Below are 22,752 nucleotides of genomic sequence, written 5' to 3'. Positions count from 1 at the left end.
ATCAAAATAAATAAATTTGCATAGGAAAATTGTAAAATAAAATGGCTGATGAATTCAAAAAACTCAAAAATAATTGAAGTAAAAAATAAATTAGAAGCTCAGCGTCTCCTAAAAGTTGCTGCATTTGATCAAAATAAAATAGTCACAAAACCACATAAACATAATGGATATTTGGAGATTGTATTTTTATCTTCCACAAATGGAAAACATTCTGTTGATGGGAGGGAGAGTATTGTCAAAACTCCATGCTTATTAATAATTAGAAAGGATAATGTACACCATTGGGAATTGGAAAATCCAGTAAAGGGCTATGTTGTTTTACTGAAGAAGATGTTTGTTGACCAAAGTTTAGACTTTGAACTAGCAAAACTTATTGATGAATTGGTAGAATTCGATACCATTTATTTAAAAGATTCCATATTCTTTGAAAGCTTACTCAGCATTCTTGAATTCGAAATGAACAAAACATCCCAAGAAGGATTATTGAAGGCTCTCCTCGCAAAAGCATTAGAATCAACAGACCATTCTAAAAAATCGAAAACTTCACAGAATAGTCTTTATGCAAATTTCTGTGAATTATTGAATGAGAACCCACGGGTGTTGAATCACGTGGCTTATTATGCATCATTATTGAATACGAGCCCTCAGAATTTAAATGCTTCTTGCAAGAAGAATACAAACTTAACCGCTTCGGAAGTTTTGGCTGGATATATCATAAAAGAAGCAAAAAGATTGCTATTCTATACTTCAAATTCAATCTCTGAAATAGCATTCCAACTTGGCTTTTCTGATAAATCGAACTTTTCTAAATATTTTAAAAGATATTCAGGAGTTACACCATCAGAATTTAAAAAAAATCAGCATTAAAATTCTTTCTCACCAAACTCACTCTTAGGTAATTTTAAGATTTGATTCAGTTTATGGAGATTAAAATTCAAATTTATTAAGAAGACGTTCTTCTCATAAATATAGTTCGTTGTAGTGTAGAAATCATCTGCAGAGGTAGTAATCCTTTGCTCATTCACACCCCAATTTCCAAGCTCAATAAACTGCCATTGTAGTTGCGCGGTTATCGCACCATTCATAAAACCTTTGCTCAAGTTAAAGTGAGGAGTTAAAAATCTAGAATCATAACCCTGGACCGTAGGTCTCTCAGAAAGATAATTTACTTGTAATCCAGTGCTCCAATTTTTTGATAAGTCTGCTTGAATGCCTGCATTAAGTGAATAAACTAAATCCTGATTATTTCTTGTTTCCAAATAGTCTAAGACCTTACCCGAAATCTTAAAATTATACAAATTAACACCTCCATTTACTTTAAGCCATGATAATGGCTTGCCTTCTCCACCTAATTCAACACCTATTCTAGATGAATAATCTGCATTCGTAAAAACCCGATGTAGTATGGTATCAGCATATACGGAATTAACCCTTTGAATTGGATTTTTGCTGTGTTGATAATAAGCATTCATGAACAAACTGCCTGCTTTTAATTTCTTTACAAAACCCGTTTCCACATTAGTGATAAACTCAGGCAATAATTCAGGATCTCCTTGCTCCAGTGTTTCTGAGTGTTCCCGTTCTGGAATTGGATTAAGTTCAAAATTGTTGTTCCTTTGAACCCTTCTTGAGGCTGCAACCTTCCAGGAGTAACCAGAGCCTAAATCATGCATCAAATTAATAGTCGGATATAGTTGATGAATGGAATAAGGAAACTCTTGGTTGGTATTTAATAACAAAACATCTCGCTCATAATACTCATACCTCAGGCCTAAGGATAATTGAGTCCTTTCAAATTTTCTGTCATATTGCGTGAATAATGCATGAACACGGTTCGTAGCATTTAGTTTACCCGTAAATTCGGGAACTAACTCCAAATTTTCATTTCCGTTTTCCGTTGCATAATACTCAAAATTACCCTTCTGCCTGTCATTTCTCAATTGATAGCCAGTAAGAATTTCCGCGTTAGCTAATTTCCATTGATGTTGAATCGATAATCTTAATCCATGTAAGGGATTCGTATAGGTATTATGAGTAAATTGAATAGTATCATTTTGATTCTCAATATTGGCATTTCTTGTAGATCCATAAATATTAGCAAATTCATAGATAGCACCTAATTGAATGGAGTGGGATTTATTTATTTTATATAAATAAGAAAAGTCCAATAAATAGAATTCTCCTTGCTTGTTTTGAAGATTAGGGTTGAAATAATTCGTTCTAGATATTTCTTCTCCAGTTGATTGTTGAATAGTTCTATTGTTGTAATAAATATCAGCTATCCGATCCTGAAATTTCCTTGAAGCCAATAACCCTAAATTTACAGAATGCTTATCTGTGAATTCATAACCTGCATTCAGACGTGCGCCAAAATTATATTTATCAAAACTCCGTTCGCCCTTAGATGGAAAAAATGTTTGTCTATCACCAATTATTGTGTTAACATCACCATCTCGAAAACCGGCATTGTCGTTTCTAAGATAATTTGCAGAACCATTAAGTTCTAGCTTATCCTTTTTATATTGGAAAGCTATATCACCACCAAACCTTTTTTGACTTTCCAAATTATCGTAATCATCAATACTTGGTAGACCACCTTGTAAATTTAAGGTCCAGGCAAAACCATTGGTCGATGACTTCCTGGTCTTCAAATTAATTATTCCACCTTTGCCATCAGGATCAAATTGTGCTGTAGGACTTGTAATATATTCAACCTCCGTAACATCATTGGCAGCAATCTGACTTAAAATAGTCGAAGGATCCAAAAAAGATGGTTTGCCATTTATCAAAACAATAATCCCCGTATTCCCTCGCATACTGATATTACCGCTTGCATCAACCGATGCTGAAGGAAGGTTCTTGACAACGTCTAACGCAGTACCCCCAACAGCATTTTTATATTGACTCGCCTGATATGTTTGCCTATCACTGCTATGTTGCTGAGAAGCAATATTACCTGTCACTGTTACTTGCTCAAGCACATTTTTGGATGGGCTTATCAAAATTGTACCTAAGTCCAAAGATTTCTGATTTTGGATCTCTATAGGCACCAACTTCTGGTTGTAACCTATAAATTTGATGCTCAAAAAGTATTTACCTGATCCCAGATTATGAAATGAAAATTTTCCAGAATCATCCGTAATCATGCCATCAACAACATTATTCGAATTATCCAGAATTCCTATACTGGCATAAGAAATCAAAGAATTTGTAAGAGAATCCTTAACAGTACCTGTTAAATTAGCCTTCTGAGCAATAACTGATTGAATCGTTAATAATAAACAGAGTAATAAATAATACTTTTTCAATGGTCTAAGTTTTTCTCCAAAAATATAAAAGATTAATTCTTTCCTTGATTTTGTTGATAATTATACCATTCTTTTTTCAAATATACTTTTTAATCGATGAATATTATCAAATAAAAAATCCCCTAGATTATTTATCTAAGGGATATTTTATCATTGATTTCCAATTCTCCTACTTCAAATACAAATCAAAGTATTTCGCTATTTTCTCATACATATGAATACGGTCTTTTCCGATCACATTATGCTCATGAGTAGGATACAAGAAATAGTCAACTTGTTTCCCAGCTTCGATAGCCTTTTGGACAAAGTCCATGCTATGTTGTTGAACAACAACAGGGTCTTGTGCACCATGAATAATTAGGAGATTACCTTTTAATTTATCAGCCTTATCCAGCATTGAAGTTTTTTCATATCCTTCAGGATTTTCTTCAGGGGTATCCATATAGCGTTCGCCATACATTACCTCATAATATTTCCAATCCATTACAGGACCACCGGCAACTGCAGCTTTAAAAATATCATTATGTTTCGTCATTAAGGAACTGGTCATAAAACCACCAAAGCTCCATCCGAATATCCCCATGTTTTCGACATCTACATAAGGCAGTGATTTCAAATAATCAATCCCTACCATTTGGTCTGCCATTTCGGCTTCACCGAGGTTTCTATGGGTAACCCGTGTGAAATCACGTCCTCTGGCATCGGAGCCTCTATTGTCCATTGTAAATACGATGTAACCATTCTGAGCCATGTACATATCAAAATAGCCGACACCACCTAACCATCTATCAGTAACAAGTTGCGCATGCGAGCCCCCATAGAGATAAACCATAACTGGGTATTTCTTGTTAGGATCAAAGTTAGTAGGGTAGGTTATTCTTGCATTTAGAGGAGTTTTGCCATCAGCAGATGTGAATTCTTTAAACTCGATTTTAGGAAGATCAACTTTACCTGTAAATGGGTTTGCTGCAGTTATTAGGTTTTCTGTTTTATTGTTTTTCTTGTTAATCACCTGAACGATATTTGCAGTATTCAAGTTACTATAGATATCAAGAATATATTCACCAGATCCGTTTACTGAAGCATGATGGGTGCCGTTGGCTTTTGTTAATTGAATAGTTTTTCCAGACTTCAGATCAACTTCAAACAAATGTCTCTCCATCCCATTATTTGTAGCTCCAATGTAATATCCTTTAGAACCTTTCTCATCAAATCCTTGAAAATTTGTGACGATGACATCATTGAAACCTAAGTTTTTAATCAATTTACCTTGAGTATCATACAAATAAAGTTGGTTAAAGCCGTCTTTATCAGTTTGATAGATAAATTGATTAGGGTTATTGGGAAGAAAGACTAATGCTTCTTGAGGCTCTACCCATGAATCTGAAGTTTCTTCAAAAAGTGTACTTACAAATTCACCAGTCTGAGCATCATATTTATTTAATTTCAAGTGGTTTTGACCACGATTTAAAACTCCAACATACACAAATTTTCCGGTTGGATCCCAGGTCACTATTGTTAAATATTGTTCTTTAGGTTCACCACTTTGAATTTGAATAGATTTTTGTGTATCTGTGTCAAAAATATGAAGGGTTACTTCTTCACTTTTCATTCCTGCCATAGGGTAGCGGATATCCTTGATAGTAGCAACTCGCGTATCCCATTGCGGAAGGGGGTATTTACTCACCATACTCTCATCTTTGCGATAGTAAAGAAGTTTTTTGTCATCAGGAGACCACCACATCCCTTTATTGATACCAAATTCGTTTCGGTGTACAGCGGAACCACCATTAACAATGCCATCAACAGTATCTTTTGTTACTACGATCTTGGTACCATCAGACTTAATAATTTCAATATTATTGCCTTTTAAGATTGCAGTATGGTTGTTATTTGCAGTATATTCTTGTCCATCCCGATCTTTCGGAAGTGTAGAAGTTACCTTTGCCTTTTTAGTAGAAAGGTCATACACAATTCCATAAGAATTTCTTTCCCCATCCAAATTAAACTGTATAGAGTTATTATTAAGCCAGGTATATCCTGTGGGAAAGGATTTTAATGAAAACTTTTCTTCCGGAAGGATTGAATTTAGAGCACCCTTGAGCTCAGTTACATTCGAAATCTCTTTTGCTTTCCAGCTATCTTTAGCATCACGGACTATAAGGTTTTGAAATGTACTATCAAGACTGGAAAAAGCATTGGAATTTTTTACCCATTTGGGAGCTGTTAAAGTTTTAGGCGCAAATTTTCCGGGCCCATAAACTGTCTCTTCAATTGTAAAGCCCCTTTGGCCATAAGCATAGGTAGAGCCTAATAATAATAGTAACAGTAATTTTTTCATTAATTTGAAATTTGATAACGACGAAATTAATGATTTTTAAAAGGAAAATGACTTATTGAAAATATAACTACTGTAAGATGCTTTGCAGCAGATTTTTAGAGATTCATAACATGATAAAAATATTTTGAAGAATTCCTGAATTTATAAAAAGGTTATATAAATCTGCGTCTCTTTTTGAACAACATTACAGCAAGGATAAAATTAGCAATCGTTAGAATTAATAGCATTCGCGGCATAATAAAAACAAATAAAATAACATTAATTTCTTCGTAAGTGGTATTTGTGATTGCTGCTAAATCTACTAATAATTGAACGCATACATCGAAAAGTTTATCCATTTTGATGAAGGGGTTTATAGAAATTTATAATGATTAATTCTGATCTCTCTTTGACAAGTTGGATAATGGACAAATTGCCCGAAGTAATAATATAATAAAACATTTTAACGATAATATATTTCTTTCTAAGATAAAAATAAACAAAGATTTTTCTGCGTTTTACTATATTATTATTCGTTAGTATTAATGTTAATTAAATAAGAATTTATTGCAAATAATTTTATTATTCAGATATTTTTAATATTTGAAAATTTTATATATTTGAATGATTTTAAGGCATAGTGAATATCACTTTGCATGTTAGACTTCAGAATTTATTAGAAGCACACTAATTATTTTTCCTCTCTCACTCATTTATATTGGTTACTTACACATTTTAAGAATTGATATCCCTAAAATATTTTAGTTTTAATTAGTTACGTCATCAAAAGGGTCTATCAATATTTGTTTGTCCTTTCACTAACTATAAATAGCAGTACCATGAACCTTTATCATGATATAGAAACTGAAAACTACTGTAACTATCAGAACAGCCTGATTAACATGGTTAGTCAGATTTTGCAGCAAAAATTCCTAAAAACTGAAATTGGAGAATTTGATGTAGGAAATCTTTTCGTCGAAAATCAACCTACAAACGCCTTTTATTATCAATGTAGAAGCGATAGCATTAACCAAGTAAACCAAGATGCAGAGAATATTTGGTTAGCATATTTTGACTTCTTTTTTCCACCTGAAGATAATTTCCAAATTGAAAAGAAATTATATAATGCATTGATAAATTTTGATCTGAATAAAGTTTATTTTTTCTTCCAAAAATCTAGAAACCCTAATTCCAATAATTATAGGTGGTATTTCGCCACCTCCAAACTCTTACTTAAAGATCAACCCGCGTCCGTACCAATTTTGTTCAGGTACGCATTCGAACTCAATAAACAACAAGCTAAAAGCAAAAATTTGGATGAAGAAAATTACTTCCAATTATATTGCAATAGGTTTATGTTGTTGAGTAAAAGAGAAAAAGAAATCATCAAATTAATTGTAGAAGGAAAATCAAGCATAGAAATTTCCAATTTCCTGTTTATTTCAATCCACACTGTAAATAATCACCGGAAAAATATTACCAATAAACTGGAAATCAATAATCTATGTCAACTGACAAAATTTGCTATATTTTTTGATATAGTATAAAATTACACTTTCCAAATATCCCCATCTACCTATACTATTATAAATGACTATTGATAGCTATTGTGTTTAATACTAAACATATAGAAATTTATATATCAAAAATACACTTATTAATTTATAGGTATTACACCCTAAATTTTGAGATCATGATTGATCAAGCCCTGCTACTGTTAAAAACAGAATTGGTTGCCTATTTAGCATCAAAAGGAGACAATGCAGCAAATGTTATTGTCGATAATATTGGCTTATCAGAAACCGTATCGGGAAGCTCTTTGCCCGACAATATTATCATAACATTGGTCAATATTGAAGAAGAAAGCACCCTGAAAAATCAAGCCGCTGTTAAACGTTCTCCAAGTGGCCTAGCTCAATATGAAAATCAGCCTATTTATCTAAACCTATATATCTTAATAACATGTAACTATTTCTCTGATAATTATATGCTTGCTTTGAAAAGATTGTCAATGGTGATTCGATTCTTGCAAAGTAAAAGTAATTTTTCTTCAGATAATACAATTAATGGTGACCCTACAGAAACCGAAATGAGTGAAGAACTGAATTTTAATTTAGAACTCTTCACTCTTTCATTTGAACAAATAAACTACCTATGGGGCTCTCTCGGAGGAAGACAAGCCCCATTTGTAATGTATAAACTCAGATTGGTGACTTTAACTGAACATGTTATCGTAAGGGAAGCACCATTAATTGAAGAAATAGAAACAAATCTTTCAACAATATTTAAATAGCCATGAAATTGATCTATAAAACATTGTTTGAGGTGAAAATCCTGCATGAATTTTACCAAACTGAAAAAGCTGGTAATACCATCTTTGATTTAGACTTGCAGGAAAATAGAATGTCTTTTCTGAAGCAAAGGTTCTATTCGATGTCCAAGAATATTAACTCCGATCTACAATTTATTGTACCTGAATCAGCAAAAAGTCTTTTCAAAGATTATCTTCTAAAACTAATCCCTTCTTACTCTGGTTTTAAAGTTTTATGTTCTGTAAAAGCTAAATTAAATCCTTCTGGAATTACGTCCTATGAGCCCATTCAAAAATTGCCTGATGATTTATTGCTGCCTGTATTATTATTGAAAAAAAACTCCAATTTTAATTCGATTACCTCCGAAAAATTGGAGAATTCCTTGGATTCTTATTACCTTTTTTCAAATGATAACCTATATGCTGGTGATAGGACTGCTCCTTATCTGACCTCTGAAATTCCTAATTATATAGCTTCTCAAACTTATGAGCAAGGTGAGCTAGCAAGGTTTGCTGCAAATGAACTAAAATATTTCTATTGGGACAGCTCCAATACAGCGCAATGGAAAATTATTAATGGTAAAACTTTTGCAAATCCCCAAGATAAACTCCTCATTCCTTTAAATACTTTTTATTCTTTCCCGAAGAATAAAAATATAACAAAAGCAGATTTTCTACTGAAGGATACAAATGGAAACATAATTCAAGAATTTCATTTTAAGAAATCTAATACCTTAAAAAAAGTTCATTTAGCTTTTGATCCCAAGCTTATTCATACAATACCTACAAGAAAAGTAGATAACAAAGCAGTATATACTTTAGAGGTAACTGGAAATGCAGGTTTTAATAGAACTCATAAAGTGCTGTTTTTTGATCAGCAAAATGAACTCAGGGAGAGTATTGGCATGGTCATTATAAAATTGAAAAGTTCATTGAATGGATACAAAATATTGGATGCAACTGGTAAACTAATAACTAAAAAGAATGAAAATAATATTATGGATCCACCAGCTCCAATCTTTGAAATTAATTTTAGGAGTAAAGCATCTTTTTGGCGATATATTAACAGTAAGAATAATGCTTTGAAAAATGGTATACATGCTGAATTTTTGATATCAAATGAAGGTGCTCTAATTACGAAAATACCAAAGTCCTTAACTTCCAACACGATCTTATTTAAAAAAGCTGACGATACGCTATTATACCTTCCAAATCCCAATTCTTCAAAAGCTCCAATCTATCAGAACAACAAAATATATAATGATATAAGGGTTCAGGAATCATCTCTTTTTCCAATAGAGCCTTAATTAATAATAATATTCATCAAAAATCATAAGTTATGCAAGAATATAAAACCCCCGGAGTCTATATAGAAGAAATACCTCATCTTCCACCTTCGATTGCCTCGGTAGAAACTGCTATTCCAGCATTTATAGGATATACTGAAATAGCAAAATGGAAAGAAGACAACGATCTCAAAAATAAACCCTGGCGTATTGAATCAATGCTCCAATATGAACAATATTTTGGTTTTCCTGACCCAGAAAAAGAAAGTCTCTCCGTAATATTTGCTGGAAATACCATCAATGGTAAAGTCGATGAAACTAAAAGATCTAAATTTTTGATGCATTATACTTTACAATTGTTTTTCGCAAATGGTGGTGGACCTTGCTGGATTACATCTGTAGGCAATTACATTGATACTGCTGGTGTAATCGTGGCAACAGATCTCAAAGCTGGATTAGATGAAATCGCGAAAATTAATGAGGTCACGCTATTAGTATTCCCAGATTCCGTCAATTTAACCACGGCTTCAGATTATTACGATGTCCATACCGAAGCAATAAAACAATGTGTGGATTTGCAGGACCGTTTTACAATTTTGGATGTTTATCATGATCCAGCAAATTTAAATCAGTGGAACCTGGATGTTGATCTATTGAGAAGTACCTTGTCTGGAACTACTGATGACCTTAAATATGCCGCAGTATATTTTCCCAAAATTTATACAGGAATTGACTTTAACTATAAGGTGGCAGGTAATCCAGCTAAAGATAATGACGATTTGGTCAAAGTTTCAGGTATAGCTGGAGCAACGAACCTAACGGAATTATTGGCCCTAAATAATGCTCAATATTTCCAAGCAAAATCAGCAATTGCAAATATTCAAATGTTGATGCCAGTATCCGGAACAATGGCCGGTATATATGCTCAAGTTGATAATGCTAGGGGAGTATGGAAAGCTCCAGCAAATGTCAATATAAGTAATGCCATTCGCCCAGAAATACTCATTAGCCATAATCAGCAAATGAACTTAAATGTTGATTCAACAGCAGGGAAATCAATAAATGTTATCCGATCATTCCCTGGACGTGGACCAGCAATAGTGTGGGGTGCACGTACTTTGGCAGGTAATGATAATGAATGGAGATATATTCCTGTAAGAAGATTTTTCAGTATGGTAGAAGAATCAGTAAAAAATGCAACCGAACAGTTTGTATTTGAACCTAATGACCGAAATACATGGGTTAGAGTTAAATCAATGATTGAAAACTACCTCACTCAACAATGGAAAGCAGGTGCATTGATGGGAGCTTCAACTAAAGAAGCGTTCTTCGTGCATATTGGATTGGGTGAAACAATGACCGAACTAGATATATGGGAAGGCAGGATGATAGTCGAAATTGGAATGGCTGTAGTGAGACCGGCCGAATTTATCATCCTTCGTTTTATGCATAAAATGCTAGCTGAATCATAATAATCGATTCATCAATTAAAAACCTTTGTTATGACCATAGAAAGCTCAAATATACGAAACCCAAGGAACGGGAATTGTAAGGATAATGATCCCAAAACTGTAACTCAAAAAAATCTTAATCTCATTAAAGAGGATTATTGCAATCGCTTAAAATCCAAATTGGGAGAATTGAGTGAAAGTGAAGTTACAAATAATGGAACTTTGATGTTGTATGAGAAGAAAAAATGTGTGTTTGTAAAAACAGAAAAAAACTTCCATATGTTGAGGAACCTCGAACTTAAAATCGGTGTTGAACTCATCCAAGCATCTGAAGAAATCAAAAAGAATGTAACCTCAAATATAGCACAAAATGAAGCTCTGGTAAATGCACTTAAAGCAGTTTTAAAGTCTGCAAAAGACGCAAAAATCGCCTTTGCAAACCTAAGAGAATCCTCAGCTAAACTAGATGCTGGAATGAATGATAGCTGTAATGCTGGACAATTGAAAATTCTTGGTTGCTCTAATGACAACTGCAATGATGCTGAAAACAATACAGATAAAACCCAAGTTCCTTCAGAATGCCAAGATGCATGCAGGATTTTAAATAAACTCGTCGAAAAACCAGTACAGTTTACCCAAGAGATTGATATAATATGTAATTCAACTTCTGAAACTATAGGAATTCAATCCTTCTCAAATATCAAAGCTCTTGATAAATTCCAACAGGATTTCTCCTTGAATGCTAAAAATTTCGACGACCAAATAATAGCGCAAATCACCAATTCTGCCAGTAACCTTAAAAAGGCTCAAGAAGACTTCGTAGTAGCAATTAAAAGCCAAACGCAGTCAAGCTATGCACTGTATAACAAACGCAATGAACTTGAAACATTGTTGGAAGTAAAAGATTATTTGTGCTGTCATAAATGCAACTGTATTGGAGATTGTGGGTGTAATGAAGGTAGTACGGATGAAAATAACAGATATAAAAAATGTAAATGCGATATCTGTGATATCTGTAAAGAAGTAACAGAAATCTATTGTATCGGAGATAATGAAGGCGGGATAAACTGTGATTAGATCCTATTGATAGAATATTTAATTATTAAATCGAAAATTATGTTAAGCTATAATGAAATAAGCAATTGCGACCGAGATATTTTCGACTGTTGTGACCAAAAACCAACCAATGATCAAGCTGGCGATTGCTGTTATGATGCTTGGGTAGGGGATTTGGTTCAAGTCACTGCAGATTGGAAAGCAGCTAATGCATTTGCTATAAATAAAGAAATTGAATACCTCTTGACAGTAGAAGAAAGGGATAGACTGAAATCCTGGTATACTGAATGGGAAATGACGGATGAAAATGCGGATGCGCTTTGTCGGCAGCTCGAACTATTTGTCTTACTCCTACAAAAAGTTTGTGTCGTTACTGATAAGACGAATAAAGCCATTGAAATACTCTTTTGTATGATAGAGGATTTATACATAAGGGTAGATAAGTTAAAATCTCAATACGATAAATTAATCGCCTGTATAAATTGTTTAAAAAGACCAGAATTAGCTTCAGGAATTGGCATTATGAAGTTGCTTGAAGATTACGGTGCAAAGTTGGATGCTGTCATTCTCTCCAGAGACATATTGATCCCCCAAATCGTATCTGTAGTAGAATATGCCTATGGATTACATATCAATATTTGCGAAGAATATGGTTTGAAAGAAACTATCCTTTATTGGAAAAGAAAATTCAACTGTAATAATTGTGCATCAACTGAGGAAGTAACCAGCCTATCTGAATCTAAAATTATGAAAAGCACAAGTTCATCTGAAAGCTGCTGCTTAGAACCTAGCATAAGCTTGCCAATTGATTCAAACGAATATTATAGACAATTGGAAACAGATTATATGAATCGCAAGCAAGAAGTTGATTTGCTGAAAAAAGAACTGGATGCTGCTAAGGAAAAAAGAGATGCCTTATTTGCCTGTAAGCAAAGCCTTGAAAATGCTATCAATGAAGTAAACCCAGCAAATAAATGTAAATAAACCACACAATTAAATCTTTTGTTATGTCAAACGATCCTAAAAAAAACTACCCACTACCTAAGTTCCATTTTCAATTGGATTGGGGGGGAACTCGAATAGGTTTTACAGAAGTTAGTGGACTTGATTTTGAAACTGAAGTCATAGAATATAGGGAAGGAAGTAGCCCAACTTATAATAAAACCAAACAGCCAGGATTAACGAAATATCCAAATGTGGTGCTGAAACGCGGAACCTTCTTTGGTGATTTTGAATATTTCGAGCAATGGAAAAAAACAATGATGTTCCAAGAAGGTAAAGAGAAATTTAGAAGAGACGTAACCATACGGTTATTAGATGAAGAGCATCAACCAATTATTTCTTGGACTTTATCAAGAGCATGGCCTTCAAAGGTACAATCAACAAATCTAAAAGCGGATGCAAATGAAGTCGCTATTGAAACGATGGAACTGGTGCATGAAGGATTATCAATTGTCGAAGCTAAAAAATAAAAAACACCATGGCAGACAATTTATACCAAACGGTCAATTTTCATTTTTCAGTGAACTTTACACTGAAAGGGAATAAAACTGTTGATGTTAAATTTCAGTCTGTAACCGGTTTAGATTCAACAATAGATGTTGAGTCCATTAAGGAAGGTGGTGAAAATAGATTTGAACATGTAGTTCCAATAAGGCATAAATATGGACCGCTAGTCTTGAAAAGAGGATTGATTGCTCCTGGTGCTTCAGCAGTGACGGATTGGTTAAAAAAAGCATTCGATGATCAAGTGTATGAAACCTTAGAGACTGTGGTAATCAATTTATTGGATGAACAGCACCAATCAATTATGCATTGGAAAATTAATAATGTATGGCCACGTAGTTGGAAACTTTCTGAATTAAATGCCGGTAGGGCGGAAGTCCTGATTGAAACCCTGGAATTGAATTTTAATAGATTAATCTTTCAAAAATCTTAATCATGCCAATTGAAGTTAGAGAAATGTTGATAAAAGCTACCATTGTTCAAGACCTTAACCAAGGCAATGCCAATAATGGTAATAACGGTAATGACGTGTCTCCTTCAGAAGAAATAATCAAAGTCTGTGTAGAAAGAGTGTTGGAAATATTAAAAGAGAAAAATGAGCGCTAATTATAGTTCCGGAAAATTGGAGAAATTGCTGATTTACTCATTTACGGATAGGCAATTTCAGGTTAGTGATGCTGAAAATAAAAATAAACCAGCATTCATTGCCCCGATTAATCCTGAATCATTTGCTAAAAACTATAAAATAGAACATGATGTACAAAGACCTCACGGAACTGGATCTGCTGAAGTCAAATTTAAATCTACAGCGCCAGAAGAACTTAAACTCGATTTTATTCTCGACGGAACCGGAACAATGGAAGGGTATTGGGAGGAATATAAAAACAAACCCGTTAATGAACAATTGCAGATTTTTATGGACTGTGCTTATAATTACCAAGGTGAAATACACAGACCTAATTTCTTATTGATTATATGGGGTTCTGAAATTAGATTCAGATGTGTACTTACAAACTTAGACGTTAATTTCACACTTTTCAAACCCGATGGAACTCCCCTTAGAGCAAGACTCTCAGCTACATTTTTAGATTATCAATCCCGAGAGCAAAGGATGGCTGAAGATAATCCAGCATCTCCTGATCTTACTCATCATAGAGTCGTAAAACAAGGAGATAGACTCGATTTAATGACTTACTCAATATATAATGATACTAAATATTTCCTTCAAGTAGGAAAAGCTAATGGTTTAACCTCTATAAGAAAGGTAATCCCAGGACATGAAATCTACTTTCCACCTTTTGATAAAAATTAGAACTCATGGAAGAACTTATTATTCCGAATCCATCGCAGCATGATGTCATCACTTTCGAAATTAAATTAGAAGGAAATGACATGGATGCATCCTATGAATTATTAAGCTTATCAATTGAAAAAGAGGTTAATAGAATTCCAGTTGCCAAATTAATACTTAAGGATGGTGATGCTTCTTTAGAGAAATTTGAAATCAGTGATAAGGATGATTTTCTCCCTGGAAATAAAATCAATATTAAAATAGGATTTGACGGAGATAACAAGCAAGCATTCAGCGGAATTATTACAAAACAACAAGTTAAGGTTAAAGAAAATGGAAACTCACAATTAATAGTGGAATGCCGTGACTTAGCAATGAAGATGACTTTAGGAAGGCATAGCAGGTATTTTTTAGATGTTAAGGATAATGAAGCTATAGAAACATTGGTCGGAGAATATGCTGATCTAACTGCTGAAATCGAAAATACTGATTTAAAACATAAGGAGTTAATTCAACATCATATGAGTGACTGGGATTTCATGCTGTTGCGAGCCGAAGCAAACGGAATGTTAGTGAATGTGAATGATGCCTCAATAAAAATTTCACCACCGGATACCACAACGGATCCGGTCTTGCAGATTACTTACGGTTCTTCAATTATTGAGTTTGAAGCAGAAATGGACGTTCGCAATCAATGGTCTAAGGTCGAGGCTACATCTTGGGATTATAAAAATCAAGATCTTTTTAAGGCCGAAACTGATGAAGCAACTTCATTTAACGAAAATGGAAATGTCAACGGCTCAGACCTAGCAAGTTCAAACAGCTTGGATAAACTGGAACTGAATCATAGCGGAAGTTTAACGGAACAAGAACTCCAATCTTGGGTTGATGCTACTATGATGAGAAGTAGATTGTCGAAAATTCGGGGTAGAGCAAGATTTACTGGATTCACAGACATCAAAAGTGGGGATATGGTAAAGATTTCCGGAATTGGTGATCGATATAATGGAAATGCTTATGTCACTGCAGTAAGACAAGATATCGGCGATGGAACCTGGTATACCAACATACAATTCGGACTAAGTTCAGAAAAATATGCTGACTTACATCCAAACATCTTCGATGCGCCAGCTGCAGGCTTAATAGGATCAATAAAAGGTCTGCAAATTGGCAAAGTATTACAATTAGAAGGTGACCCTGACGGGGAAGATAGAATCCTTGTCAAAATTCCAATTATTGACAACAGTTCAAACGGAACATGGGTAAGAATCGCCTGCTTGGATGCCGGTAAAGATAGAGGATCATTTTTCAGACCGGAAATTGATGATGAAATTATTGTAGGATTTATAAATAACGATCCTCGACATGCTATTATGTTGGGGATGCTCAACAGCAGTGCAAAACCAGCTCCATTAAAAGGAGCGGATGCAAACGACGAAAAAGGTTTTTTTACAAGAAGTAATATGAGAGTCCATTTTAATGATAACTCTAAAACTATAACCATTGATACTCCTGCCGGAAATAGTGTCGTACTGGATGAGCAAGGAACAAAAATTGAAATCCAAGATCAAAATTCAAATAAAATAACAATGGATAGCAATGGAATTATGGTTTATAGCCCCAAAGACTTAGAAATTAAAGCTGATGGAGATATAAAGATTTCCGCAGGGGTGAAACTGGAAATTGCAGCTAAGAAACTTACGATGTCCTCAGATACAAACATGAAACTGTCAGCAGCTCTGACAAAAGTTGAATCATCAGGTGTAACTGAGATTAGCGGTTCTATGGTAAAAATAAATTAATATATAAAATTATGCCTCCAGCAGCCAGAATAAACGATTTGCATATCTGTCCAATGAGTAATCCCGGACCTGTCCCACATGTTGGTGGACCAGTCTTGGGACCTGGAGTGCCAACTGTACTTATAGGTGGTAACCCGGCTGCAGTGGTTGGAGATTTACTCATGTGCACAGGACCTCCAGACTCTATAGCTCAAGGGTCAATGACAGTGATGATAGGTGGAAAACCAGCAGCTAGACAAGGCGATATTACTGCTCACGGGGGAACAATAGTAATGGGAATGCCAACTGTATTGATAGGCGGTTAAATAAAGAAATTATGGAAAAATCAAATATAAACTTTCTAGGAACCGGATGGGCATTTCCTCCCGAGTTCAATAAAACATCAAATACCGTGGAAATGGTTTCTGCTGTGGAGGATATAGATCGAAGCCTTAATATTCTTTTGTCAACTTCATTAGGAGAAAGAGTCATGCAACCCCATTATGGTTGTGATCTAACAAACTATGTGTTCGAAACTTTAAATAGTTCTGTTATAGGATACTTAAAAGATAGAGTTATCAATGCAATCTTATTCTATGAACCAAGGATTAAAGTAGAACAAATAGATGTAACTCCAGCAGAATCCTTTGATTTAATTGAAGGGAGATTTACCATAAATATTGAATACTCAGTTCCAGGAACGAATTCAAGATTCAATTATGTGTATGACTATTATTTAAACGAAGCTTTAAAACCTATTTAAATATTGTCTTAAATATCATTTTATCATGAACTGCAAAGAACTTATACATCCTCTTCAAAATGACCCTGGTGTTAGCCAACGCCAAAGGGTAATGGATGACTTATTATCAAGTTCAGCAAAAATTGATGCTAGAAACCTTGCCGATATGTTGGATTATTTCCAAAAATTAGCACAGCACATCAAATTCTATGACTCCAAATTAAACATTTCCGACTGGCAACAATTCTTTCAGAATAACCATCCTTTCTTAGTTACAGCGATTTTAAAATATAATAAGTCGACTGTTAATGACAAACTCAATTTTTATTCAAAATTATTTGATAAAAATCCTTCTGAGGAAAGTCTTCAATTAATGATCAGTTATATTTTCCTCACTATTTTAAAACCTATTTATCAATGGAACTTAAAACTTAAAGGATCAGAATTACCTATATTATTTGCTATCGAAAAGTTGATAAAAGATAAACTTTCAGATCTAATAAAAGAATTTATTGTCCTACAGAATACCGCAACGAAATGGTTTAATTCAAAGCCTTATAACGTAAAAGTATATTTGGACGAACCGTTATGGAACCTAGATATTACTGATCTATATGCAATTAAAACCAATAGTTCATATTTATCTTCCGGATCAAATAAAAGAAATAGAATAATAGCTTTAAAAGGCGAGCTCATTTTATTGGCTGAAACTTTTTTAGATGCTATTGTATCTCTTGCTCCAAGTGCCGAAAGCAGTTTGGAACCAAGTTTTGATGCTATAAATGAAGAGTTTAAAGAAAAGTTAAGCCCTCATATCGCACTCCTTTTTTCGTTCTTAAAATTATTTAAACATCTACAGGATGATTTAAACACATTTACCAAAAAACATCTGGATTTTTTCTATAAAGATGTTTTGAACCTGAAAGCCAAAGAAGCTGAACCCGACAAAATTCATCTAGTATTTCAGCTGCAAAATCAAGTTGACAAGTATTTGCTGGAAAAAGGCTTATTGGTCAAAGGACCTAAAGATCTTAATAAAACTGAAATCCAATTTACTCTCGATAATCAGATCGTAGTAAATAAAGCCCAAGTGGTAGAAAAAAGAACCTTCTACTTAAACAATAAAATTTTTAATGACAGCATCTATTTAGAAGGGCTATATATAGCTCCAAACGCAATAATGGCGGATGGTAGAGATAAACCTTTCTCAGATGATTTCTTGCCAAGTTGGCCAACATTAGGGGCTTATAACAGTAAATACATCGATCCCGAAAATCAATTTGTTAAACCTTATCCGCATGCTCGTCTTGGGTTCGTATTGGCATCTCCTGTATTACTGTTGAATGAAGGCATTAGGAAAATATCAATAGTAATTAAATGCACTTTCAACAATGAAATCTGCGATAACGTTGATAATAGTGTAGAGTTCACCGAAAATGTAGTGAATGTTCTAAACCAAGTTTATTACCCGATCAATAGAGATTTAATTCAATTAGCAATCAAAAAAGGAATTAGCAAACACTTAGAACAAAAACTGAAATCAATTCTGATCCAGGAAAATGCTGATACCAAAAACTCGTTATGTTATAGCTCTAATGAAGAATTTATTTATGAAAAAATACTTTCTGATCACGAGTACAAAGCATTAATTCAATCCAAAAATGATATTGAAATTCTATCAGACATCATCAAACCTATTAAAGCATTCAATATAGCTTTTAGTGGCGAAAAAGAATGGATTAAACCTAATATGAGTCCTGAAATTTCAATGATCAGTAAAACAGCGTCAACAGGACAGAAGTATTATATTCTAAAGATTTCGGCGTTAATCTCCGCAGAACAAGAAAGCATTACTTTCTATAAGGACGAGGTATTGAAGGGAGGATTTATAACAAATTTACCTCTCGTCAAAATTGAGATAGATGATAGAATAAAACTTGAAAAGGATTTTACATGGGCAAATTTAAGCGAATGCGAAAAACCATTGAAAGATAGAATCCAACAAATTTCTTTATATCATTTCTTTAGATCTCTTAAATTATCAAATCCCATTGAGAATGCAGCTGATGTCGATGATACTCAGATTAAGGTCGAAGTATCTGGTTTAAAAAATATTATTGTACAAAATAGCGAAAGCCTTCAGAATGTTAATGCTCCAATTTATCCTTTTGGGACAAGACCTGAAATCATAGATTTTGACATTAAGAATCTTCCTGTATTAGGATCAAATAACCAAATGAACCTCATAGGACCAGACTTTTTTATTGGTAGTCAGGAGGTGTTTGGTAAAAAATGGAATAATATATTTATCAAACTTAATTGGAAGGATAAACCGACGGATTTTGAAGCTTACTATAAGGCTTATCTAAAAAGCAATGGGAAATTTGGTTTAGATGCAGATAGATTCTTTATAAATCTTGCTGTATTAGAGGATGGAAAATGGGTGCCAGAGGAATATATTGATAGTACATTAAGTACAAAAGTTAAAATCCAAGGGAAGGAATATTCGGACAGAAAATTATTCCAGTCTAACGGAAATTCCGTTTTGGACCCAGATGGTGATTTTGTTCAAGTCATTCATATATCAAACAATAATTTTGACCTGAATCAAAAATTTGAATTATCCGATGAGAGCTTAGAGCAGTATGAAGTGGATTCTAAAAATGGTTTTTTGAAACTCAACCTTCAATTCCAAGATTTTTGCCATAAAGTGTATTCTTATGTCCTCGCTAGGCAAATGATGGCATTGGGGAAATTGCCTGATAGTACCCTTGAAGGTGCAATTTATTATAATGGAGCGAATGAATTAATCGTATTTGAAACTAGTGAATTTAAAACAGATATAGAAAAAGCTAAGGAAACCTCAGAAATTGTTGAGGTTGCTGTCAACGGAAATCCCGATGGAATAAAACAGAAAATCGGATATATTGGCGATGGACCCATCAATGACCCTGAAGCTGACCATATCAGAGCAACTGTTCTACCTCCTGATTTTCTACACATAAATAATAAGAACTTATCCGGAAGGGTAGTAGAATTAAGAACTAAAATTGAAGATATACTTAGCTCAATCAGTAATTCGGGACTGTTCCAAGCTGTTATTCCTAATGAACCATGGACTCCTACAATCAAAAATATTGAATTGGACTATGAAGCAACTGCGACCATAAATGATATTGAAATTATTCATTTATATCCTTTCCAAGAAACCTATAAAAAAGAACAGATCTTACAAGAACCATCCCTTTTACCTACATTTTGTGAGGAAGGGTCTTTATTCTTAGGATTGAAAGATTTGATTCCTGGAACGAATTTGAACATTCTTTTTCAACTCGCTGAAGCCACAGCAGATTCAGAATCCAAAAGACAGCAAATACAATGGAAATACTTAGACAATAATAATTGGAAATCTCTCAGAAATGGTTTTGAAATCCTGCAAGACGATACAGATGGTCTAACAACTTCAGGAATAATTAATTTCTCTATTCCCCAAAATATTACAAAGGAAAATACAATTATGCCTAAAGGTCTGTATTGGATCAAAGCTAGCATTAGCATCAATAGTAAATCTGTAAGCGAGACCATTGGAATACATACTCAAGCAGTTAAAGCAACCTTTACAAATACTTCCATAAATGATGAAAATAGACTTGATAAGCCGTTAACTGCTGGTTCTGTCTCTAAATTATTGGTCGCTGACTCTTCAATTAAATTAGTAAATCAACCCTATGATTCTTTTGAAGGTAGAATACCAGAAGCCGATGGTCATTTTTATGTGAGAGTGAGTGAAACTTTAAAACACAAAGGAAGAGCAGTTCAAAAATTTGACTATGAAAGAATAGTATTAGAGGAATTCCCCCAATTGTTTAAAGCCAAATGTATCAATCACAGCTTTGCTTTAGATGCTCGCCAATATATCAATGATATTCCAATTGCTCCAGGATATGTCGTAATGGCTGTTATACCAGATTTAAACAAACTTAAAGCAACGCAAGCATTTCAACCTCGAGTTCCTGTGAGTTTATTAAGTAATATCCAAGATTTTATTAAAGAAAGATGCTCCCCATTTGTCAGGTTCAGGGTAATGAACCCACGATATGAAGGAGTGAACTTTTGTATAAAAGTAAAACTCCAAAAGGGTAGGGATGTCGTCTTTTTTAAAGAAAAGCTTAAACAGGATTTAAGAGAATTTCTAGCCCCATGGGCCGTCGGAAAATATGATAAATTGACATTTGGACAATGTATCTATCAATCTGATATCATCGGATTTTTAGAGAGTATGGAGTATATCGATTATATCCTTGAACTATTTATGCTGCATGAAGATGATCATAAACAAATTCTATATAACACTGACAAAGTGATATGTCCAATTAGTCCAAGATCCATTTTAATCGCAGCTAGTATTGATGTATTAATTGAGCAAGAAGATTGCGAACAATGGGAATCCCCAAAAAGATATGAACCATGCTCAAATCCAAGCATACCAATTGAAAATTATTGCAAGAAATATGAATCATAGCTAATAACTTAATCATGGCAGCCGAGAATGAAAATATAAAGTTGATAAGTAAGGAAAATGCTGAATTTCCTGATTATCTTGATTTTCAAAAATTGAGGTCTGAAGGTATTGCCTATCTAGGTAAGCTTTCTGGAAAAATCTGGACTGACCACAACCTCCATGATCCAGGAATAACAATCTTGGAAATCCTATGTTATGCTATGCTCGACTTAGGATATAGAACCAATCTGCCAACAATCGATATTCTGTCTAAAAATCCTCAACAACAATCTAAAGACGACAATTTCTTCAGTGCAGCACAAATATTGACGAATAATCCATTAACCATTTTAGACTATCGAAAATTCCTTATCGATATCAAAGGGGTCAGAAATGCCTGGTTGGAAATAGCAAATGACCAACATGATTTCTGCTACTCTCCAAATAATCAGTACGATTTTAATGCTCAGGATTATAATTCCAGCAATACTATATTAAATGGATTATATCATGTGTTTATTGATACAGAGAAAAATCCTAAAACAGACTTTGGAAATGAAATCGAAGCAAATGAATATTTAGACCTTCTTTCAAAATCAATCAAAGGTAAATTAATGTCCCACCGAAACTTCTGCGAGGATTTTGTCGATATAACTTTCCTTTGCAAATTATTGCTGGGTGTATGTGCAACGGTTGAATTGCAAAATAACGCAGACCCTGAAGCGGTATATCAGAACATTATTTTAAAACTCAGGAATTTTATAACACCAACTCCAAAATTCTATACACTAGAACAATTATTAGATAAGAATATTCCAATTGATGAAATTTTCGCAGGAAGAGCACATAACTTAAATGAAAGTCATGGATTTATAGATAATTCGGAACTTCAACAAATAAAACCAGTACTGTCCTAAATAAATTTTTTGGCATAAAAAATCCTTCTCCATTTGTGTTCAATTGAAGAATTTGGTTAATTACTGGAAAGGTATCCTATGTGTGTTACTAAAAGAGCACATATTGTCCTTTTTTATCGGGAGGTTTTCCTGAAATGAACGGATCATCAGCCCATTTCCACAGATCAATTTTCACGAATATGTTCATCCTGATAAAGTTGACCAGATTCGAGAGGTTCCAATTGTATTTTGCCTTCTTCTGGATGTACTTAAAGAGCAGGATCCCGATAAGTGCAGTCCATA

Annotated in this window: 18 protein-coding genes and 1 pseudogene; 16 read left to right on the top strand and 3 right to left on the bottom strand. The window is 33.8% G+C overall.

The annotated features are described in order from the left end of the window. Positions 1–48: 48 nt before the first annotated feature. Complete coding sequence (locus tag CRT24_RS04695; RefSeq protein ID WP_099370094.1) at positions 49–867, top strand: AraC family transcriptional regulator; 819 nt, start codon at positions 49–51, stop codon at positions 865–867. Here CRT24_RS04695 and CRT24_RS04690 read toward each other — a convergent pair. Together CRT24_RS04690 and CRT24_RS04685 are read right to left on the bottom strand one after the other, a co-directional pair. Then, positions 864–3,308, bottom strand: a complete 2,445-nt coding sequence (locus tag CRT24_RS04690) for a TonB-dependent receptor domain-containing protein (RefSeq protein WP_099370093.1) — start codon at positions 3,306–3,308, stop codon at positions 864–866. The two genes, CRT24_RS04695 and CRT24_RS04690, sit on opposite strands and share 4 nt — an antisense overlap. Positions 3,309–3,477: 169 nt before the next feature. Beyond that, positions 3,478–5,649: a DPP IV N-terminal domain-containing protein gene (locus tag CRT24_RS04685; protein ID WP_099370092.1), complete on the bottom strand. Its 2,172-nt coding sequence runs from the start codon at positions 5,647–5,649 to the stop codon at positions 3,478–3,480. Between the two features lie 818 nt (positions 5,650–6,467). Here CRT24_RS04685 and CRT24_RS04675 point away from each other — a divergent pair. The 15 genes from CRT24_RS04675 (at position 6,468) to CRT24_RS04605 (ending at position 22,470) form a co-directional block, all read left to right on the top strand. Then, positions 6,468–7,175 (top strand): response regulator transcription factor, encoded by a 708-nt coding sequence (locus CRT24_RS04675; protein ID WP_099370090.1) that lies wholly within the window; start codon positions 6,468–6,470, stop codon positions 7,173–7,175. Between the two features lie 146 nt (positions 7,176–7,321). After that, positions 7,322–7,921 carry a DUF4255 domain-containing protein gene (locus tag CRT24_RS04670; protein ID WP_099370089.1) on the top strand — a complete coding sequence of 200 codons (600 nt, stop codon included), beginning with the start codon at positions 7,322–7,324 and terminating at the stop codon, positions 7,919–7,921. A 2-nt stretch (positions 7,922–7,923) separates the two neighbouring features. Continuing rightward, a complete protein-coding gene (locus tag CRT24_RS04665) occupies positions 7,924–9,246 on the top strand; it encodes a hypothetical protein (RefSeq protein WP_099370088.1) in 1,323 nt (440 codons plus the stop codon). Between the two features lie 32 nt (positions 9,247–9,278). After that, the gene (locus CRT24_RS04660; RefSeq protein ID WP_099370087.1) at positions 9,279–10,697 is read left to right on the top strand and encodes a phage tail sheath C-terminal domain-containing protein; all 1,419 of its coding nucleotides are present in this window, start codon (positions 9,279–9,281) and stop codon (positions 10,695–10,697) included. A gap of 30 nt (positions 10,698–10,727) precedes the next feature. After that, positions 10,728–11,753, top strand: a complete 1,026-nt coding sequence (locus CRT24_RS04655) for a hypothetical protein (RefSeq protein ID WP_099370086.1) — start codon at positions 10,728–10,730, stop codon at positions 11,751–11,753. A gap of 39 nt (positions 11,754–11,792) precedes the next feature. Beyond that, complete coding sequence (locus CRT24_RS04650) at positions 11,793–12,716, top strand: hypothetical protein (protein WP_099370085.1); 924 nt, start codon at positions 11,793–11,795, stop codon at positions 12,714–12,716. 23 nt (positions 12,717–12,739) lie between these two features. Beyond that, positions 12,740–13,204: a phage tail protein gene (locus CRT24_RS04645; RefSeq protein ID WP_099370084.1), complete on the top strand. Its 465-nt coding sequence runs from the start codon at positions 12,740–12,742 to the stop codon at positions 13,202–13,204. Positions 13,205–13,212: 8 nt separating this feature from the next. Beyond that, positions 13,213–13,671, top strand: a complete 459-nt coding sequence (locus CRT24_RS04640; protein WP_099370083.1) for a phage tail protein — start codon at positions 13,213–13,215, stop codon at positions 13,669–13,671. A 2-nt stretch (positions 13,672–13,673) separates the two neighbouring features. Further along, a complete protein-coding gene (locus CRT24_RS04635; protein ID WP_218962575.1) occupies positions 13,674–13,844 on the top strand; it encodes a DUF5908 family protein in 171 nt (56 codons plus the stop codon). Continuing rightward, on the top strand, positions 13,834–14,550 hold the full coding sequence (locus CRT24_RS04630; protein WP_099370081.1) for a hypothetical protein: 717 nt from the start codon (positions 13,834–13,836) through the stop codon (positions 14,548–14,550). Before CRT24_RS04635 ends, CRT24_RS04630 begins: the two co-directional genes overlap by 11 nt. A gap of 5 nt (positions 14,551–14,555) precedes the next feature. Next, positions 14,556–16,331 (top strand): type VI secretion system tip protein VgrG, encoded by a 1,776-nt coding sequence (vgrG, locus tag CRT24_RS04625; protein ID WP_099370080.1) that lies wholly within the window; start codon positions 14,556–14,558, stop codon positions 16,329–16,331. A gap of 11 nt (positions 16,332–16,342) precedes the next feature. Next, positions 16,343–16,636, top strand: a complete 294-nt coding sequence (locus CRT24_RS04620; RefSeq protein WP_099370079.1) for a PAAR domain-containing protein — start codon at positions 16,343–16,345, stop codon at positions 16,634–16,636. 11 nt (positions 16,637–16,647) lie between these two features. Next, positions 16,648–17,073 carry a GPW/gp25 family protein gene (locus CRT24_RS04615; RefSeq protein ID WP_099370078.1) on the top strand — a complete coding sequence of 142 codons (426 nt, stop codon included), beginning with the start codon at positions 16,648–16,650 and terminating at the stop codon, positions 17,071–17,073. Positions 17,074–17,098: 25 nt separating this feature from the next. After that, the gene (locus CRT24_RS04610; RefSeq protein WP_099370077.1) at positions 17,099–21,574 is read left to right on the top strand and encodes a hypothetical protein; all 4,476 of its coding nucleotides are present in this window, start codon (positions 17,099–17,101) and stop codon (positions 21,572–21,574) included. Positions 21,575–21,588: 14 nt separating this feature from the next. Continuing rightward, a complete protein-coding gene (locus CRT24_RS04605) occupies positions 21,589–22,470 on the top strand; it encodes a hypothetical protein (RefSeq protein WP_099370076.1) in 882 nt (293 codons plus the stop codon). A gap of 88 nt (positions 22,471–22,558) precedes the next feature. On the opposite strand, the pseudogene CRT24_RS20815 reads toward CRT24_RS04605, so the two are convergent. Further along, positions 22,559–22,752 (bottom strand): annotated as a pseudogene (locus CRT24_RS20815) (IS4 family transposase); the annotation flags it as partial.

Origin of the sequence: Sphingobacterium sp. 1.A.5, from assembly GCF_002734235.1 — a bacterium.
GTDB lineage: Bacteria > Bacteroidota > Bacteroidia > Sphingobacteriales > Sphingobacteriaceae > Sphingobacterium > Sphingobacterium daejeonense.
The sequence above is the reverse complement of the archived record's forward strand: the minus strand, read 5'-3'. Positions and strand labels throughout refer to the sequence as shown.